This window comes from Pelagibacterium nitratireducens (genome assembly GCF_037044555.1).
Classification (GTDB): domain Bacteria; phylum Pseudomonadota; class Alphaproteobacteria; order Rhizobiales; family Devosiaceae; genus Pelagibacterium; species Pelagibacterium nitratireducens.
In genome coordinates this window covers 2612893-2629704 of the sequence record NZ_CP146275.1, presented here as the reverse complement: position 1 = coordinate 2629704, position 16812 = coordinate 2612893, and the positions used below count along the sequence as shown (strand labels likewise).

The following is a 16812-nucleotide window of genomic DNA, read 5'->3' as shown; positions in this document are numbered from 1 at the left end:
GGTGCCGCCGGTCGGCACGCTGCGCGACCGGGTGCAACTGCAACACCGCGACATGGCGCTGATGCCCGATGGCGGGCACGAAACGCTGTTTTTGCCCATCACCTCGGTCTGGGCGCGGGTGCGCTCGCGCTCGGCGCGGATCATGCGCGAGGGCGATGGACGCGCGGCGACCTCGACGCATGCGGTGGTTCTGCGGTTTCGCAAGGATTTAAGGCCCGGCGACCGGATCGTCTATCGCGGGCGGGCGCTGGAGATCGTCGAAGTAGAAGATCTGAACGGGCGGCGAGCGTACCTGTCCTGCCTGTGCGCCGAAACGGCGATGGTGGGCTAGATGGAAGCGCTCGAGGATATTCAGAACGCGTTGGTTTCCGCCTGGGCAGCCGATGCGCCATTGGCGCTGCTGATCGGGGAGGGTGCGATATTCGATGCGCCGCCCAAGGGACAACAGCCGCCCTACGTGACGATCTTGCGCCACGACGCGGTGCCGCGCGACGGCGACGAGGCGCCCGGTTGCGAGCATCGGCTGACCATTCATTGCTGGAGCCCGCAACCCTCGCGCGCGGCGGCAATCCAGATTGCCGACAGGATCGAGCGGGTGGCGGTCATGGGGGCGCTGGCGCCCCAGGACCATGTTTTGACCCACAGGCGGCATGTGCGCACCGAAACCGCCATCGACCTGGCGACGGGGCGGGCGCGGGCGGCGGTGCAGTTGCGGCTTTTCTCCGAACCAAAGGACAATTGAGATGACGGCCCAGAGCGGCAAGGACATGCTTTTGAAACTCGACCAGACCGGGTCGGGGAGTTTTCTGACGGTTGCGGGATTGCGCACCAAGCAGCTCGCCTTCAACGCGGCAAGCGTCGATACCACCGATGCCGAAAGCGCCGGGCGTTGGCGGGAACTGCTCGAAGGCGGCGGGATCAGGCGTGCCTCTGTTTCGGGGTCGGGGATTTTCAAGGACAAGACGTCCGATGCGCAGGTGCGCGAGCTGTTTTTCGGCGGAACGATCCGCAACTGGCAGTTGATCCTGCCCGATTTCGGAACGGTCGAGGGACCGTTTCAGATCGTGGCGCTGGAATTTTCCGGCGATCACGCGGGTGAGGTGACGTTCGAGCTGGCGCTGGAAAGCGCCGGTGAGATCGGGTTTACGGCGCTGTAGTTGCGTGGCGGTTCAGTGGATCTGGCACGGCAGCCTTTTCTTCAGCGCTGCTGGGTCCCGGATCAAGTCCGGGAAGGCGAAGGGGGCGGTGCTGGCCAACCTTCCATCGTGTCACCCCAGCGAAGACCCGGGGTCAACTACACTCGGCGTTCGAGACTTATCCACCAACTCTGCCGGTTACTGGATCCCGGGTCTTCGCCCGGGATGACAATTTGGTGGGGGAACGGGACTTGATCCTAGCTGCTTCCGTTGCGGCTGGCGCGTTCCATGATGGCGAAGATTTCGTCGGCATCGGGGTCGGGCGCGTCCGGGGTGGCGCGGAGTTGCGCTTCGATGCGTTCGAACTTTTCCAGCTCGCGCTCGGCATAGGTATCGAGCGCCTTGGCGGCCAGGAAGGATTTGGACCGCTGGGTCAGATCGGCCAGCCGGTCGAGCTTGGCCCGGGTTTCACTGGGCAAACGCACGGTAAGCGTGGTCGAGGGCTTTGCCATTCTGGCGCGCTCCATTTGTACACATCACAACACAACCCAATCGCTCAAACGAGCGTAGCACATTCAGGGAGCCATGAAATGGCCAATCCGCAACGCGGAGAAATCGACGCCGAGATCGGCGGCGAGACGAAAACGCTTTGCCTGACGCTGGGCGCGCTGGCCGAACTGGAGGCGCGGCTGCAGGCTTCCGATCTCAATGGACTTGTCGAGCGCTTTGCCGAGGGGCGGGTTTCGGCCCGCGACCTGACGGCGATCCTGGGGGCCGGTCTGCGCGGGGCGGGCCATCCGATCACCGATGACGATCTGGCGCGGTTTTCGATCGAAGGGGGATTGAAGGGCGCGGCGCAGATTTGCGTGCGGCTTTTGCAGGCGACATTCGGGGAGGCCCAATGAGCGGATTTCCCTGGAGCGAGGTCATGGCGTTCGGGCTGGGCGTGTTGCGGCTGTCCCCGGGCGCGTTCTGGGCGATGACGCCCCGCGAGCTGGCGGCGGCGCATGACGGGGCAGCCGGGCGAAAGGGGGCGGCGCTGGAGCGGAACGATCTCGAGGCGCTGATGGCGCGCCATCCTGACGGAGAGAGACAATGAGCGAGATATTTGGCCAGAGTTTCGATGCGGAAATGAGCGATGTCTCCGTCGAGCTCGAACGCATTCGCGATCTGGGAAGCTCGGTGGGCGCCACGCTGACGCGCAGTTTGCGCGGGGCGATCATGGAGGGGCGGTCGTTGCGGACGCTGCTCGCCGATATCGGGCGGGCCTTTGCCGATATTGCACTCAAAGCCGCGCTCAAGCCGCTGGGGGATCTGGTTTCGGGCGGCATCGAGAGCCTGTTTGCCGGGTTCAATCCGGCACTGGCCAGCGTCAAGCCGTTCGCCAAGGGCGGGGTGTTGGCCAGCCCGACCTATTTTCCCATGCAAGGGCAATGGGGATTGGCCGGGGAGGCCGGGCCAGAAGCCATTTTGCCGCTGGCGCGCGGCGCCGATGGCCGGCTGGGGGTCGCTTCGGGCGGCGGGCAGGCGGTGACGGTCAATTTCAACGTCACGGCCAACGATGCGCGCAGCTTTGCGGCGGCGGAAGCCGAAATGAGCGCCATGCTGTTGCGCGTTGTGCGGCGCGGGACGCGGGGGAGTTAGCGAGCGGATTTGGTGGGCAGAGAGCGAGATAGGAAAGGCCCCCTCACCCGTCGCTTCGCGCCGACCTCTCCCCCAAGGGAGAGGTAAGAATGCGGCAAGCGCCGAGAACCACCTCTCCCTTTGGGGGAGAGGTCGGATGGCGCAGCCAGACGGGAGAGGGGGCCTTTCTTCCGCGCAGGCGCGGGTGCCGGGCAATTTGAAAAAAGAAGGAACAAGGGACCATGGCGTTTCATCAGGTGCGGTTTCCGCTCGATATTGCGCTGGGGGCGCAGGGTGGGCCGGTGCGGGCGACCGACGTTGTGACACTCGCGTCGGGGCGCGAGGAGCGTAACAGCCGCTGGGCCCATGCGCGGCGGCGCTACAATGCCGGGTATGGCGTCAAATCGCGGGCCGACATGCTGGCGGTGCTGGCGTTTTTCGAGGAGCGGCGGGGGCGGTTTCATTCGTTTTTGTGGCGCGATGGGATCGATTTTTCCTCCAGTGCGGATGGCGGGACGCCGGCGGCGACCGATCAGGAAATCGGGGTCGGCGACGGAGAGGCAACGGCGTTTCAGCTGGTCAAACGCTATGGCGCGAGTTTCGACCCCTATCTGCGCCCGATCACCAAGCCGGTGGCGGGCAGTGTGACGGTGGCCCTGGATGGCGGAGTGCTGGGGGCAGGGGCGTTTTCGGTGGACCTGCTCACGGGCGTGGTGACGCTCGATGAGGCGCCGGACGCGGGCGCGGTGGTGACGGCGGGGTTTTTCTTCGACGTGCCGGTGCGGTTCGATACCGACAGGCTCGACGTGGAGATGTCGGGGTTCGACGCGGCCGTTGCGCCCGCCATCCCCCTGATCGAGGTGACTGGCGAATGAGACAGTTTGGCGACGATTTTGCCACCCATATCGCAAGCGGGGCGACAACGCTGTGCTGGTGCTGGCGGATTGAGCGCACCGATGGGGTGACGCTGGGCTTTACCGACCACGACGTGACGCTGGGGTTCGGTGGGACCGAATTTGCGCCTGCGCATGGGCTCGATGGCGGGGAGATTGTGCAAAAGCTCGGCGCGCAGACCGAGACCGCCGAGGTGCTTGGCGTGCTCCATTCCGAGGCGATCAGCGAGGATGACATTGCGCTGGGCCGCTATGATGGCGCGCGGGTTCAAAGCTGGCGGGTGAACTGGCGGGCTCTCGAACAGCGCGAGCTGATCCGGACCGATACAATCGGCGAGATTACCCGCGAGGACGGGGTGTTCCGGGCCGAATTGCGCTCGGGCCAGCACGCGATGAACGTGCCGCGCGGGCGGCTCTATCAGCATATGTGCGACGCGCGACTGGGGGACGGGCGCTGCGGGAAGGATATCGAGACAGGAGCGTTTCGGGCCGCCGCAATCGTGACGGGCAAGTCCGATGCGACAAGCGTGACGGTCAGCGGGCTCGAGGGGTTTGACGCCGGGTGGTTCAGCCACGGGGTGGCGCGCTGGGACAGCGGCATGAGGATGGGGATCGAGGAGACGATTGCGCGCCAGGATGGCGGGACAATTGCGTTCGACCGGCCGGTCGGCGACTGGGTGGAGATCGGCGATACGCTGACCGTCTATGCCGGGTGCGACAAGCGGTTTGCAACCTGCGGGTCCAAGTTCTCCAATGCCGTCAACTTCCAGGGGTTTCCGCACATTCCGGGCAATGACTTCGTGCTGCGCTATCCGGGCACCGAGGATCGGCTGGACGGAAGGGCGGTGGTGCGGTGAGACCGGGAGCGGAAATTGCGCTTTTGGCGCGTGGCTGGATCGGCACGCCCTATCGGCATCAGGCGAGCCGGTGTGGCGCGGGGGCCGATTGTCTGGGGCTGATCCGGGGGATTTGGCGAGAGCTTTATGGCGGCGAGGCCGGGCCGGTGCCCGCCTATGGCAGCGACTGGCGCGATTTTGGCGTCGGCGATGCGCTGGAAGCGGCGGCGCGGCGGCATCTTGTGGCGCGGGACGGGGTGCCGAAGGCGGGCGATGTTGTGTTGTTTAAGCTGATGCGGCATCGGCCGGCGCGCCATTGCGGCGTGATGGTGGCGCCGGACCGGTTCGTGCATGCGCAAGAGCATGTGGGGGTGGTCGAGGCCGCGCTGGGCGAGAGCTGGGCGCGGCGCGTGGCCGGGGTGTTCGGGTTTCCGTGAGAGGGCCTTGGGCGTTGCTCCGAACCAATTGCACGACACTTTTTTGAAAGACAGGACACATGGCAACTCTGGCACTTTCGCTGGCCGGGCAGGTGGTGGGTGGCGCAATTGGCGGGCCGATCGGGGCGACCATCGGGCGGGCGCTGGGGGCGCTGGCGGGGAGCGCGATCGATGCGCAGATCTTTGGTGAAAAGCCCGCTTCGCGCGCCCATTCCGATATCAGGCTGATCGGATCGAGCGAGGGCGGAGCGATCGCGCGCATTTATGGCTGGGGTCGGGTTTCGGGCAATATTATCTGGGCGACCGAGCTCGAACGGATCGCGCCGGAAAGCTCGGGATCCAAGGGGTTCGGGGCGTCGGGGACCGAGGAAGAAACGATTGCCGCCAGTTTCGCTCTGGCGCTGTGCGAGGGGGAGGTCGCCCATTTCGGGCGCATCTGGGCCGATGGCAAGCTTCTGGAAACCGACGGGCTCGATATACGGTTTTACCGTGGCACGATGGACCAGCCGCGCGACGGGCTGATCGTGAGCAAGCAGGGCGAAACGCCCGCCTATCGCGGGCTGTGCTATCTGGTGTTCGAGCGGCTCGATTTGACCCCGTTCGGCAACCGCATTCCCAATTTGTCGGTGGAAATCTGCCGACCCGTCGGCGATCTTGAACGCGACATTCGCGCCGTATGCCTGATCCCCGGCTCGACCGAGTTCGGATACGACCCCAAACCGCGCGTGCGGGTTCTGGGGCCGGGGCGGGCGGTGGCGGAGAACTGCCATTTGAGCGCGGCGCGCTCGGACTGGGATATGTCCATCGACGAGTTGACGGCGCTGTGTCCCGATCTCGAACATGTGGGACTGGTGGTGGCCTGGTTCGGGACCGATCTGCGCTGCGGGGAATGCGTTGTCGAGCCGAGGGTGGACAGCACCAGTAAAGAGGTGAAGGGCACCAGCTGGGCAGTGGCGGGGCTGGGGCGCGCCGAGGCCAACCGCGTCAGCGATCATGATGGCGGCGCGGCCTATGGCGGTACGCCGTCGGATGCCAGCGTCAGGGCGGCGATTGGCGATCTCAAATCGCGCGGCATCAAGGTTACGCTTTATCCCTTCGTGATGATGGATATTGCCGAAAGCAACGGGAAGACCGACCCTTATACGCTGGGCGCCGGCCAGCCGGCCTATCCCTGGCGGGGGCGGATCACCTGTCATCCGGCGCCCGGTGTTGCCGGGTCTCCCGATGGAACGGGCGCGGCGGCGAGCCAGGTCGATGCCTTCATGGCCAATGGCTATCGCGACATGATCCTGCACTATGCCCAGTTGGCCCAGGATGCGGGCGGGGTCGATGCCATGCTGATCGGCTCGGAAATGCGGCATCTGGGCTGGGTGCGCTCGGGGGCGACGCGCTTTCCCTTTGTCGATGCGCTCAAGACGCTTGCCGGAGAGGTGCGGGCTGTTGTGGGCGGGGGAACAAAGATCACCTATGCGGCGGATTGGTCGGAATATTCCGGATATCAGCCCGACGATGGATCGGGGGACCGGATTTTCCATCTCGATCCGCTGTGGGCCGATGCAAATATCGACGCCATCGGGATCGACAACTACATGCCCATGGCAGACTGGCGCGATGGGGAGGGCCATCTCGATGCTGCGGTGGCGGGGGCGATTTACGACCTCGATTATCTCAAGGGCAATATCGCTGGCGGCGAGGGGTTCGACTGGTATTACGCTTCGGACGCCGACCGGGCCGATCAGGTGCGCACGCCTATAGTGGATGGCGCGCATGGTGAGGACTGGGTGTGGCGCTACAAGGATCTGGTGAGCTTTTGGACCCAGCCGCACCACAACCGCGTGGGTGGGGTGCGCTCTGCGACGCCGACGCAATGGGTACCGCAGTCCAAACCCATCTGGCTGACCGAATTGGGATGCGGGGCGGTGGACAAGGGGCCGAACGCGCCCAATGCGTTTGGCGACCCCAAAAGCGCCGAAGACAAGCGGCCGCCCTTTTCCAGCGGGGCGCCCGATCCGCTGATCCAGCGCCAAATGCTGCGGGCGTGCCATCAATACTGGCAGGAAACGGGGGCGCACAATCCGGTGTCAGGCATTTATGGGGCGCCGATGCTCGATGCCGAACGGATATATTTGTGGTGCTGGGACGCGCGGCCCTATCCGGCGTTTCCGGGCATGCCCGAAATCTGGTCCGATGCGGCCAATTACGACACCGGCCATTGGCTCAACGGGCGGCTGGGCGCGGCGAGTGCCGAGGAGCTTCTGGCTGCCATGGCAAATGCGTTCGGTGTGCCGGTCGAGGCGATCGATACGCGGGCGCCCATGGTGCATGGGCTGGGCATCGAGGCGGTGACCAGCCTGCGCGACGCATCGGCGGGGCTGGTCGAGGCGCTGGGGCTTTCGGTGCGCGACGGAGAGACGGGAATCGTCTGGCGGGCCGGGGATACACGCTCGGTTGTCGAGATGGCGCAGGCCGATCTGGCGGCGGGCGAGGGGGCCATCGTTTCGCGCAAGCGCGGGGATTGGGCCGAGCGGGCCGGGCGGCTGACGCTGAGCTATTTCGACAGGGATCGCGACTATCAGACGGCGACGGCATTGGCCGTGGCGCCGAAGGGCGAGCGTTACGCGGGGGCGGAAACGGGGCTGGTGCTCGATCCGGCGGATGCCGGGGCCGTGGCTGAAGCGATGTTGCGGGCGATGCGGCAGGGTGAGGACGGGCTGGACTTTGCGCTGCCGCCCTCGATGCTGGCGCTGGAAGCGGGCGACATGGTTGCGCTCGAGGGGCAGGCGGACGGGCCGTTCGTGATCGGCACGGTGCGCGATGGGGCACTGCGGCAGGTTTCGGCCGCGGCCTTCGGGGGAACGATCAACGGGGTGACGGGCGCCACCGAGCGGCGCATGCCGCAGATCAGCCCGCCGGTTGCCGCGACGCCGGTTATCACCATTGCCCATTTGCCGGCGAGCGATGGCGGGACCGAGCTTGTGGCGGCGGCCATGAGCGATCCCTGGCCGGGGCCGATCAGCCTGCGCGATTCCGAAACGCGAACCGAGTTGGCGCGGCTGACCGGGGCGGGGACGCTGGGCGTTCTGGCGCAGCCTTTGGTGGTTGGGCCGACAGGGATTTGGGACCGTGGCGGTGAGATCGTCCTGTCATTGTATGGCGGGCATCTGGCGTCTGCCGAGCCGCAGGCGGTGCTGGCAGCGAGCAACCGGCTGGCGGTGGAAACCGATGCCGGGCATTGGGAACTGATCGGGTTTGAACGGGCCGACCTTGTCGGGGCCTCCACCTATCGGCTGACGGGGGTGTTGCGGGGGCAGGACGGGACGCGGGTTGGCGGCGCGTCGGCGGGCAGTCGGGTGATGATGGTGAACGCCAATTGCGCGCGGCTCGCCGTGCCGCAAAGCGGGCTGGGCGATACGCGGACGCTTCTGGCCTATGCCGGATTGCGCGATGCGGAGGGCACGGCGCTGGACGTCGATGTGGATATCGGGACCGCGCTGCCGCTGGCGCCGGTGCATTTGCGGGCGGTTCGCGATCCGAGCGGGGACATTGCCTTGAGCTGGATCCGGCGGGGCCGGGTGGGCGGCAATGGCTGGACCTATGGCGATATTGCGCTCGACGTCACCCCTGAGTGGTATCGGGTTTCCATTTTCGATGGCGGATCGGCGGTGCGCGTCGAGGATGTGGGGACGGCGGGCTGGACCTATTCGACGGCCGATCAAATGGCCGATTTCGAGGGACCGGCGGGCGCGTTCGGTTTCACAATTCAACAGGTCAGCCCGGTGCTGGGCGGTGGGCTGGCCGCACAGGGAGTTTACCCATGAGTTCGACGGCGCGGCTCGATCTGCCGCTGATCGCCTCCGAGCAGGCGCAAAAACACGTAACCCATAATGAGGCGCTGCTGTTGCTCGATGCACTGGTGCAGATCCGGCTGGCCGGGCTGGCGGTGATCGAGCCGCCGGTCGAGCCTGAGGCTGGCGACACCTATGGCATCGGGGTGGCGGCAACCGGCGCGTGGGAGGGCCGTGACGGGCAGTTGGCGGCCTGGAGCGAGGGTGGCTGGCGGTTTGCCGAGCCGGCTGAGGGGTGGCTGGCGTGGGATATCGGCGGCGGGCAGCCGGTGATGTTTCGGGCCGGGAACTGGGCGCCTCTGTTCAATGGAGTGGCGGGGTTGGGGGTCGGAACGGAGCCCGACGCGACCAACCGGCTGGCCGTGCGCTCCGAAGCGGCGCTGTTTACTGCCATCCCCGATGCGGAAGGCGGCAACGGCAATGTGCGGCTGACGCTGAACAAGGAAGACGCGGCCGACAGCGCGACGTTGATCTTCCAGTCGGGCTGGTCTGGGCGAGCCGAGATCGGGCTGGCGGGGGACGATGATTTCACCTTCAAGGTCTCCGATGACGTCCTAAGAGCGGAAAGAAATGGGGCAGACCGGCAAAGTTTCTCTGTTCGTCAGCATGCTCTCGCTGCGTGACGCTCGTCAAGTTGCATTGTCGAACCAGGCGGCTTCCACCGGCAAGGGATAAGGTCTCGTCCATAGCAAACACAGGGTACGCCGATTGCGGCCCTCACCGTCCTCAACACGAGCTTCTGATCCAGGTGGAAGACCCGAACATTATCTACAGGGTCATCGAAGCGATGCCCTCACGGCCCTAACTGACAGAGGTCCTTCCACCTGGCACCCGCCCTTCGATGAAGGGCCGGTAGTCTGAACCGCTTTTGACGACGGCGTGTACGACACGCGCCATTTTGGCGGTAATTGCAGTCATCGCCTTGCGGCGTAGGTCTGGATTGTCGCGATCTCGCGCGATGTATCGCTCGAACTTGTGCCGGAAGCCATTCTCCCGCTGGCGGATGGCGACCTGCCCGGCGATCCACAAGGTGCGGCGCAGCCTGGCATTATCGAACTTGGAAAGCCGGGTCTGGCCTCGATACTGACCGGACTGCTGGGTCGATAGATCCAGTCCGCAGAACTTGAGGAACTGGCGATGATGGTGGAAGCGGCGTAGGTCTCCAGCCTCGGCAATGATCGTCAACGCATTGATCGGCCCTATGCCAGGTATCTGTCGCAGGAGCTGGTAATCCTGGCTGTGTCGCAGCAAATCATCTGCCTGTGCTTCGATCTCGTTGCGTTGACGGATCAGGCTACGAGCCTCTGCAATAACCATGCGGAACATATGAATGGCAGGGGCATCGAGCGGCAACGGCAGGCCGATCGAGGTGCGCGCCGTCTCGTAAATATCCATCAGAATCTGTGTCTTGCTGACCTTGCGGCCGACGACATCCCAAGCTGCTTTGATGAACTCCTCCTTCGTCAGCGCCGTGATGCTTGCTGGCGTCGGAAAGGCGTCGAGGAAAGCGAAGAACCAATCGCTGCGGCTGTTTCCACGAAAACGATCGATCTCGGGAAAATACAGCGGCAGGTAGTGTGTCAGAATGCGGTGCTGGATCTCGGTCTTAGCCTTTGCGATCGCCTCATGTGTCTTCGACAACTCCTGCACGTCATTTATGCCGGCGCGCAGCGGATCGTGATAGCGCTGGGTTGCCTCGATCTTCAGCATGTGCAGCATCACCTGCGCATCCTTGGGATCGTTCTTGTCCCAGCTGTTGTGCAAGGCCTCGCGGGTTCGGGCGAGCGCCAACGACGAAATCAACCGCACCTCGAAGCCCGCTTCAGCTAGGCGCCACGCGATGGGCCTGTGATAGTTGCCCGTCGCCTCAAAGCCGCAGACTACAGGCCGGCCGTAATCCAGCAGCACCTCGATCAGCCGGTCATGCTCGGCACGATTGTTGAGGACCTGCAGCCGGCGGCGACGCTTGTGGCCAGATGCTTCAATCAAGACTTCATTGCGCACTTTGGCAATGTCGATGGCTACCAGCACGGCATCGGGGGGTATAGATTTTGCAGTGGTCATGGTCGGTCTCTCCGGAATGGGTTGTGACATTCACATTCTAGAGAAACTCTGACTGACCATGGCCACCTCAAGCGTTGCGCGCCTGCAGCGAAAAGCTGCGCGCAACGCTCTCTCGATGACCTCAGTTCATCCCCTCCTTAGGTGCTACGGGTCCGACTTCAAAACCGCGATGCGTTTGGAGGGCACGACCGGGTTTGTGCGGTTCTCAAGCTTTGCGGGGTGCGCCGTGAGCTTCCCCACGATTGCCGGAGGCGTTCTGGCGGCTGAGAGCGGCTACGTGGTTCCGGCACCTCAAAGCGGGACGACCGACGATATCGATACCATCGAGGGCGGGTTCGATGGCGCCGTGCTGATCGTCACGGGAACGGCGGGCAATGCGCTGACCTTCCGCGACGGGACCGGCAATCTCAAGCTGGGCGGCAACCGCGTGCTCAACGCTTTCGAGGATGCTCTGATGCTGGTCAGGCGCGGCAGCGACTGGATCGAACTCTCGTTTTCCGACAACGGCTGATCTTAAGGCAGTGCCGGAAAAGCCCCCTGAGCTTGCTCTTCTCCAGCGTCATCCCGGGCGAAGGCCCGGGACCCAGTAACCGGCAGCCTTGGTGGTTCTGTCTCATACGCAGACTGTACTGGGCCCCGGCTCAAGGCCGGGGTGACGGGTGTGGTTTAGGCGGGGCTTTGTCCAATTTTTGATTCAAAAGGGAGAAGCAATATGCCGGCTTCGCGCTGGACGCTTTGCCTTGCCAAGATTCTGGAGCACGAGGGCGGCTATGCCGACCATCCCTCCGATCCCGGTGGGGCGACCAATATGGGGATCACCCACAAGACGCTCGCCCGATGGCGCGGCATCGATCCGTGGTGGGATCTGCCGAAATCGGAGGTCCGGGCGCTGGAGCGGGCCGAGGCCGCGGCAATCTACAAGGCGCTGTACTGGGAGCGCTGCAAGGCGGGCTCGCTTCCGGCGGGACTGGACCTTGCGGTGTTCGATTATGGCGTCAATTCCGGACCCGACCGCGCGGTGCGGGTGCTGCAGGCGCTGGTGGGCGTGGTGCAGGACGGGTTTGTCGGGCCGCTAACGCTCGCGGCGGTTGAAAGGCGCGACACACGCGCGCTGATCGAAGCGCTGTGCGGCCAGCGTATGGGATTTCTTCAAAGGCTGGCCAATTGGGCCAGTTTCGGGCGCGGCTGGACCAGCCGCGTCAGCGATATTCGGGCCACGGCACTGTCGGCCGTCACGCTGCAACCTCCATCTCAAACCGAAAAGGATATCAACGAGATGACGATTTTCGAGGGCTACAAGACCTATATCGTGGGCGCACTGATGCTGGTTGTCGGCATCGCCCAGAGCTTTGGCATCGACATTGCCATGTTGGGCGAATATTCGGGGCCGCAGATGGTGATGGAGGCGCTTGCGATCATCTTCCTGCGGCGCGGGCTCAAGACAGAACTTGGCAAAGGCTAGGTCCTGACCCTAGGCACCTCCGCCACAATTTGGGCGAACCATTCATTTGCAGTTCAGCAAACTGACGGTAATAGTCGGGGCATGAAAAACGCTCTCCTGTCCCGACTCACATCGCTGGCCCTGGCTTTGAGCCTTTCTTTGCCGCTGGGCGCGATGCCAGCCTTGGCGCAGGAAGGATGCTGGGACAATTCGGCCATCCAGTCTGCCCTTGCCGAGGGGCGCATACAGCCGGTGGCTGCAGTGCTCTCACGCGAGGGGATCGATCCTTCGACCGAAGTGCTCAGCGTCAAGGTCTGTGAGCAGGGCGGAGCGCTGGTCTATGTGCTTGCGGTGCTGGAAACCTCGGGCCAGGCGCGCAATCTGACGTTGAATGCACAATAGCCTACACGCGGGCGGGGCGGGACCATGCGAATTCTTGTTGTTGAAGACGACGAAAACCTCAACAGGCAGATTTGTGAAGCGCTGACCGACGCAGGCTATGTCTGCGACAGCGCCACGGACGGCGAGGAAGGACACTTCCTGGGCGATACCGAACCCTATGATGCCGTGGTGCTCGATATCGGGCTGCCGCGTATGGACGGGATTTCGGTGCTCGAAGCCTGGCGCCGCGAAAACCGCATGATGCCGGTGCTGCTGCTGACGGCGCGGGACCGCTGGAGCGACAAGGTGCAGGGCATCGACGCGGGCGCCGACGATTATGTGGCCAAGCCCTTTCATATGGAAGAAGTGCTGGCGCGGCTGCGCGCGCTGGTGCGCCGGGCGGCGGGCCATGCGTCCAACGAGATCATAGCGGGAAATGTTCGCCTCGACACCAAGGCGGGCCGGGTGACTGTGGGCGGGCAGGCGATAAAGCTGACCAGCCACGAGTTCCGGCTTTTGTCCTACCTCATGATGCACAAGGGCAAGGTGATCTCGCGCACCGAGTTGACCGAGCATCTTTACGATCAGGATTTTGATCGGGATTCCAATACGATCGAAGTGTTTGTTGGCAGGCTGCGCAAGAAGCTGCCCGAAGAACTGATCCAGACCATTCGCGGGCTCGGCTATCAGATCCTGGCGGATTGAGCCGTGTTCAGCTTTCTGCGAAACCCGAAACTGGCTCAATTTTCCCTGTGGTCGCAGGTCCGGACGGAAAACCGGTTCCCACTTTTCCTGGACCTGCTCTCGTGACTCGTGGCTCCATCGCTTTCCGGCTGTTCTGGCTTTCGGCGGGCTGGCTGATCGTTGCGCTCGTCGCGACCGCGTTTCTTTTGACCGAGCTTTACTCGCAGGCCCTCGACAGAGATCTGACCGAAAGCCTCGATTTACAGATTTCATCGCTGGTCGGGCAGACTCTCGAACTCGATTCGGCGGCGTCCGGGGAGATCGGTCTGGCCGATGCGCGATTTTCGCGCCCCACCTCCGGCTGGTACTGGCAGATCCGCAACGAGGCGGGCGCGCTGGTCAATTTTTCTCCCTCGATGGTTGGAACGGTGCTGCCCGATCTCGAGGGTACCTTTAATGCTTCGGGAACCCGTTCGGGCATGATCGCCGACGACTATGGCGACCAGACATTGCGGGCCGTTGAGCGCTGGGTGACGCTGGACGATCTGGGGCGCTATGTCATCACGGTGACCGGCAATTACACCGATGTGGAAGGCCGCGCCGCCGCGTTTCGGGGGCAGGCGATCATCGTTTTGGCGTTTGTGGCCCTGATCCTGGCTGCCATGAGCGGCATGATCGCGCGCTTTGCGCTGCGGCCGATCGAGCGGCTGCGTGAGGCCATCGAGGCGGTGCGCGAAGGCGACAGGCCCAGCGTCGAGGGTAGCTTCCCTCAGGAAATCGCGCCTCTCGCCGACGAGGTCAACGAACTGCTGCGCTCCAACACCCAGATTGTCGAACGCTCGCGCGCCCAGGTGGGCAACCTCGCCCACGGGCTGAAAACCCCGCTGGCCGTGTTGCGCAACGAGGCCGACGGGGGCAAGACAGCACTCGCCACGGCGGTGCTGCACGAAACCGACAATATGAGCCGCATCGTTTCGACCTATCTCGACAAGGCGCGGCTGGCGGCGCGCTCGAGCGTGGTCGGCAAGCGGGCCGATACCCGTGCGGTACTCGAGCGGCTGGGGCGCGTGATGGGCAAGCTCAACAAGCAATGCGACATCGCCATCGACCTGCCGTCCGATGTGCCCTGGTTCCGGGGTGATGAGAGCGATCTTGAGGAGATGGCCGGCAATCTTTTGGATAATGGCTGCAAATGGGCGCGCTCGGAAGTTCGCCTTTCGGCGCGCGAGGCCAGCAATTCAGGGAACCGGAGCGTCGAGATCGTCGTTGAAGATAACGGACCGGGTCTGACCGCGGCCGAAGCCGGGCAGGTGTTGCGGCGCGGGGTCAGGCTGGACGAAAAAACGCCGGGGAGCGGACTGGGACTCGATATCGTCAAGGAACTCGTCGATATTTACGGAGGCGATCTGACACTGACACGCTCGGATCTGGGTGGCCTTCGGGCAACACTTCGGCTTCCTGCTGCGCGACAGGCACGGCAACAGACTTGAACCGGCGGCGACAAACCGCAATTTGGCCGTATTGGCTGAGATAGACATTAAAAGGCTTATTGGCCGTTACGAAAGGTATTGCGCAATGAAGATGTTGAGGGCGATTGCACTTGTTTCGCTGGCTCTGGTGGTCGCCGGTTGTACCCGTACGGCCAATTTCCAGACGAACCAGCCCATGATGCCGCAGCCCACTGTCATGACCGATCCGCTGCCCGAGCAGCCCACGGTGAACACACCCTCCGATTCGACGCCGATTCAGCAGGCGCGTCTGGAGCCGGGCAGCTATGAATATATCGATTCCTCGATCCTCGGTCAGTTGACGCCGGCCCAGCGCTCGGCCGCCAATGATGCCCAGTTCTACGCCCTCCAGTTCGGGCGCCCCGGTGCTCCGCGCACCTGGTCTTCGGGCGGCGCGACCGGTCAGGTTTCGGTGGGTCCTTATGTGCGGGTCAACAATCTCGACTGCCGCGAATTTTCGCACCGCGTGACCCTGGGCGGGCAGACCTACACCCGTTCGGGACAGGCCTGCCGCGAGGTCGACGGAGCCTGGGGTGTAACTGCGTAGACATTTGCCCCAGCGCAAAAATGATTGACGGGTGTCGCCGCTGGCGGCACCCTTTTTTTTAACACCTTGAAAGGTTTTTTTACCCCATTGCGGATACGTTCGGCCTTCGGTCCCTCACGCAGCGCACCGGTTACAGGATTTCATGGCTCTCCCCGATACATTTCCCGGCGTAAAGAACCAGCCGCACGGCGCAGGCGGCGCCAAGCGCCGGATCGACGCAGGCAAGGACGCATTTTTGGAAGCGCTGGAGGGAATTCTTGTGGATCCGCCCGTTCCGCATGCGTTTGCCGGTGCCATCGAGCGCGAGACGGCGGGCAAGATATGGACATGGATGGCGCGCGACATCGCCGATGACGAAGCCGCGCGGCTGGCCGATGCCATTGATTCGGGTGCTGACGCGGTCGAGGCCTTCGACCTGCTGCTGCCCGAGATACTCGAAAAACTCAAAGCCAACGCCGTCGCCGAAAAGGACGATCGCGAACTCGAGCGCCGCAATTCGATCCAGATGGGGGGCGAAGAAGCGCGCCAGCGCCTCGCAGCCGTCATCATGGCCATGCGCCGCCGTCCCCTGCTGGCGCAGGCTGGCAAATTCGGCATCGCTGTCGGCTCGATGTCCGATGAAGCGGCGATGGCCACGGCACTGCAATCGATCTCGATCACCAATCCTTTGACCCGGGCGCTCTGGATGCAGGTCATGGTCGGTCACATGGCCAACCCCAGCCGCGCCATGGCCGCCGCGGTGGCGATCGCGGGCGGCAATGGCGAAACGCGGATCACCAACGCCGGCTATGGCGCATTGGTCGAGGCCGTGCTCAGCCATGCCCAGAGCCAGATCGGCAAGCTGGCCAGCCAGCCCAACCTGTTTTCCGACGTCGACTTTTCGTGCAAGGCGATCGACCGGTTTCACAGGCTGATGCGGGCCATCAATTACAATCTCGAAATCGAGCGGCGGTCCTTGTGGGGCACGATCATGACCGATCTGACGGCGCGGCTGTCCGAACGGCTCGAACGCCCGATGAAAGAAATCACGCTCAATGTCACCCAGGCGCTGCGGCGGCCCCGGGATGGCAATGATCGGGTCGACGCCGATGACGTGCTGGCCGCGCTCAACGGGCTTTATCTGCTCATGACCGTGAGGAAATGCCGCGACTCCCTGGCCGTCAATGCGCTGCTCGATCAGGCCTGGGCCGATACGGGGCAGACCGTTGAGGTGCTGGTGACCCGCGCGCTCGACATGTATCGCGGAGCACCCGCCGATCCGGTGGCGCGCGAGCGGCTGGACGCCGGGATCAAGATGGCCGAGATCCGCTTCAATCCCGAATATGCCGATATCTTGCGCCGGGCCCGCGACGGGGCCGAGCGCCGGACCGCTCAAGGCTAGAGCGTGTCCAGCAAAACCATGTCCTCGACGCGATCG

Annotated in this window: 19 protein-coding genes and 1 pseudogene; 18 read left to right on the top strand and 2 right to left on the bottom strand. The window is 64.0% G+C overall.

The window, feature by feature from the left end; genetic code table 11:
* Nucleotide 1 precedes the first annotated feature (1 nt).
* The 3 genes from V6617_RS12960 to V6617_RS12950 are packed head-to-tail and all read left to right on the top strand — an operon-like array spanning nt 2 to nt 1157.
* Nucleotides 2-331 (top strand): phage head closure protein, encoded by a 330-nt coding sequence (locus V6617_RS12960; RefSeq protein WP_338607374.1) that lies wholly within the window; start codon nt 2-4, stop codon nt 329-331.
* Complete coding sequence (locus tag V6617_RS12955; protein ID WP_338607373.1) at nt 332-742, top strand: DUF3168 domain-containing protein; 411 nt, start codon at nt 332-334, stop codon at nt 740-742.
* A gap of 1 nt (nt 743) precedes the next feature.
* Nucleotides 744-1157 (top strand): phage major tail protein, TP901-1 family, encoded by a 414-nt coding sequence (locus V6617_RS12950; RefSeq protein WP_338607372.1) that lies wholly within the window; start codon nt 744-746, stop codon nt 1155-1157.
* A gap of 236 nt (nt 1158-1393) precedes the next feature.
* On the opposite strand, the gene V6617_RS12945 is transcribed toward V6617_RS12950, so the two are convergent.
* Nucleotides 1394-1648, bottom strand: coding sequence for a ribbon-helix-helix domain-containing protein (locus V6617_RS12945; protein WP_338607371.1), 255 nt, complete (start codon nt 1646-1648; stop codon nt 1394-1396).
* A 78-nt stretch (nt 1649-1726) separates the two neighbouring features.
* Here V6617_RS12945 and V6617_RS12940 point away from each other — a divergent pair, with 78 nt between their 5' ends.
* The 8 genes from V6617_RS12940 to V6617_RS12905 all read left to right on the top strand — a co-directional run bounded on the left by V6617_RS12940 (nt 1727) and on the right by V6617_RS12905 (nt 9393).
* Complete coding sequence (locus V6617_RS12940) at nt 1727-2041, top strand: gene transfer agent family protein (RefSeq protein ID WP_338607370.1); 315 nt, start codon at nt 1727-1729, stop codon at nt 2039-2041.
* Nucleotides 2038-2235, top strand: a complete 198-nt coding sequence (locus V6617_RS12935; RefSeq protein WP_338607369.1) for a rcc01693 family protein — start codon at nt 2038-2040, stop codon at nt 2233-2235. Before V6617_RS12940 ends, V6617_RS12935 begins: the two co-directional genes overlap by 4 nt.
* Complete coding sequence (locus V6617_RS12930; RefSeq protein ID WP_338607368.1) at nt 2232-2780, top strand: phage tail tape measure protein; 549 nt, start codon at nt 2232-2234, stop codon at nt 2778-2780. Before V6617_RS12935 ends, V6617_RS12930 begins: the two co-directional genes overlap by 4 nt.
* A gap of 221 nt (nt 2781-3001) precedes the next feature.
* Nucleotides 3002-3634, top strand: coding sequence for a DUF2460 domain-containing protein (locus tag V6617_RS12925; protein WP_338607367.1), 633 nt, complete (start codon nt 3002-3004; stop codon nt 3632-3634).
* Nucleotides 3631-4509 carry a DUF2163 domain-containing protein gene (locus tag V6617_RS12920; RefSeq protein ID WP_338607366.1) on the top strand — a complete coding sequence of 293 codons (879 nt, stop codon included), beginning with the start codon at nt 3631-3633 and terminating at the stop codon, nt 4507-4509. Before V6617_RS12925 ends, V6617_RS12920 begins: the two co-directional genes overlap by 4 nt.
* Nucleotides 4506-4925, top strand: a complete 420-nt coding sequence (locus tag V6617_RS12915; protein WP_338607365.1) for an NlpC/P60 family protein — start codon at nt 4506-4508, stop codon at nt 4923-4925. Before V6617_RS12920 ends, V6617_RS12915 begins: the two co-directional genes overlap by 4 nt.
* A 59-nt stretch (nt 4926-4984) precedes the next feature.
* Entirely contained in the window at nt 4985-8743 is a 3759-nt protein-coding gene (locus tag V6617_RS12910) for a baseplate multidomain protein megatron (protein ID WP_338607364.1), read from the top strand.
* The gene (locus V6617_RS12905) at nt 8740-9393 is read left to right on the top strand and encodes a DUF2793 domain-containing protein (RefSeq protein WP_338607363.1); all 654 of its coding nucleotides are present in this window, start codon (nt 8740-8742) and stop codon (nt 9391-9393) included. Before V6617_RS12910 ends, V6617_RS12905 begins: the two co-directional genes overlap by 4 nt.
* 153 nt (nt 9394-9546) lie before the next feature.
* Here the strand turns inward: V6617_RS12905 and V6617_RS12900 are convergent.
* Nucleotides 9547-10834, bottom strand: a pseudogene (locus V6617_RS12900) (IS110 family transposase).
* A gap of 226 nt (nt 10835-11060) precedes the next feature.
* On the opposite strand from V6617_RS12900, the gene V6617_RS12895 reads away from it, so the two are divergent.
* The 7 genes from V6617_RS12895 to V6617_RS12865 all read left to right on the top strand — a co-directional run bounded on the left by V6617_RS12895 (nt 11061) and on the right by V6617_RS12865 (nt 16776).
* Entirely contained in the window at nt 11061-11345 is a 285-nt protein-coding gene (locus V6617_RS12895) for a hypothetical protein (protein ID WP_338607361.1), read from the top strand.
* Between the two features lie 201 nt (nt 11346-11546).
* Nucleotides 11547-12296 (top strand): glycoside hydrolase family 108 protein, encoded by a 750-nt coding sequence (locus tag V6617_RS12890; RefSeq protein WP_338607360.1) that lies wholly within the window; start codon nt 11547-11549, stop codon nt 12294-12296.
* Between the two features lie 81 nt (nt 12297-12377).
* Nucleotides 12378-12677, top strand: coding sequence for a hypothetical protein (locus V6617_RS12885; RefSeq protein ID WP_338607359.1), 300 nt, complete (start codon nt 12378-12380; stop codon nt 12675-12677).
* Nucleotides 12678-12701: 24 nt separating this feature from the next.
* Nucleotides 12702-13361 carry a response regulator transcription factor gene (locus V6617_RS12880; protein WP_338607358.1) on the top strand — a complete coding sequence of 220 codons (660 nt, stop codon included), beginning with the start codon at nt 12702-12704 and terminating at the stop codon, nt 13359-13361.
* A 101-nt stretch (nt 13362-13462) separates the two neighbouring features.
* Nucleotides 13463-14830 (top strand): HAMP domain-containing sensor histidine kinase, encoded by a 1368-nt coding sequence (locus tag V6617_RS12875; RefSeq protein ID WP_338607357.1) that lies wholly within the window; start codon nt 13463-13465, stop codon nt 14828-14830.
* Between the two features lie 85 nt (nt 14831-14915).
* Complete coding sequence (locus V6617_RS12870; protein ID WP_338607356.1) at nt 14916-15395, top strand: hypothetical protein; 480 nt, start codon at nt 14916-14918, stop codon at nt 15393-15395.
* Between the two features lie 142 nt (nt 15396-15537).
* On the top strand, nt 15538-16776 hold the full coding sequence (locus tag V6617_RS12865) for a hypothetical protein (RefSeq protein ID WP_338607355.1): 1239 nt from the start codon (nt 15538-15540) through the stop codon (nt 16774-16776).
* Nucleotides 16777-16812: the final 36 nt, after the last annotated feature.

Coding starts and splice junctions, on each gene's coding strand:
- V6617_RS12955 (WP_338607373.1), top strand. CDS start 332: ATGGAAGCGCTCGAGGATATTCAGAACGCGTTGGTTTCCGCCTGGGCA.
- V6617_RS12950 (WP_338607372.1), top strand. CDS start 744: ATGACGGCCCAGAGCGGCAAGGACATGCTTTTGAAACTCGACCAGACC.
- V6617_RS12945 (WP_338607371.1), bottom strand. CDS start 1,648: ATGGCAAAGCCCTCGACCACGCTTACCGTGCGTTTGCCCAGTGAAACC.
- V6617_RS12940 (WP_338607370.1), top strand. CDS start 1,727: ATGGCCAATCCGCAACGCGGAGAAATCGACGCCGAGATCGGCGGCGAG.
- V6617_RS12935 (WP_338607369.1), top strand. CDS start 2,038: ATGAGCGGATTTCCCTGGAGCGAGGTCATGGCGTTCGGGCTGGGCGTG.
- V6617_RS12930 (WP_338607368.1), top strand. CDS start 2,232: ATGAGCGAGATATTTGGCCAGAGTTTCGATGCGGAAATGAGCGATGTC.
- V6617_RS12925 (WP_338607367.1), top strand. CDS start 3,002: ATGGCGTTTCATCAGGTGCGGTTTCCGCTCGATATTGCGCTGGGGGCG.
- V6617_RS12920 (WP_338607366.1), top strand. CDS start 3,631: ATGAGACAGTTTGGCGACGATTTTGCCACCCATATCGCAAGCGGGGCG.
- V6617_RS12910 (WP_338607364.1), top strand. CDS start 4,985: ATGGCAACTCTGGCACTTTCGCTGGCCGGGCAGGTGGTGGGTGGCGCA.
- V6617_RS12905 (WP_338607363.1), top strand. CDS start 8,740: ATGAGTTCGACGGCGCGGCTCGATCTGCCGCTGATCGCCTCCGAGCAG.
- V6617_RS12890 (WP_338607360.1), top strand. CDS start 11,547: ATGCCGGCTTCGCGCTGGACGCTTTGCCTTGCCAAGATTCTGGAGCAC.
- V6617_RS12885 (WP_338607359.1), top strand. CDS start 12,378: ATGAAAAACGCTCTCCTGTCCCGACTCACATCGCTGGCCCTGGCTTTG.
- V6617_RS12880 (WP_338607358.1), top strand. CDS start 12,702: ATGCGAATTCTTGTTGTTGAAGACGACGAAAACCTCAACAGGCAGATT.
- V6617_RS12870 (WP_338607356.1), top strand. CDS start 14,916: ATGAAGATGTTGAGGGCGATTGCACTTGTTTCGCTGGCTCTGGTGGTC.
- V6617_RS12865 (WP_338607355.1), top strand. CDS start 15,538: ATGGCTCTCCCCGATACATTTCCCGGCGTAAAGAACCAGCCGCACGGC.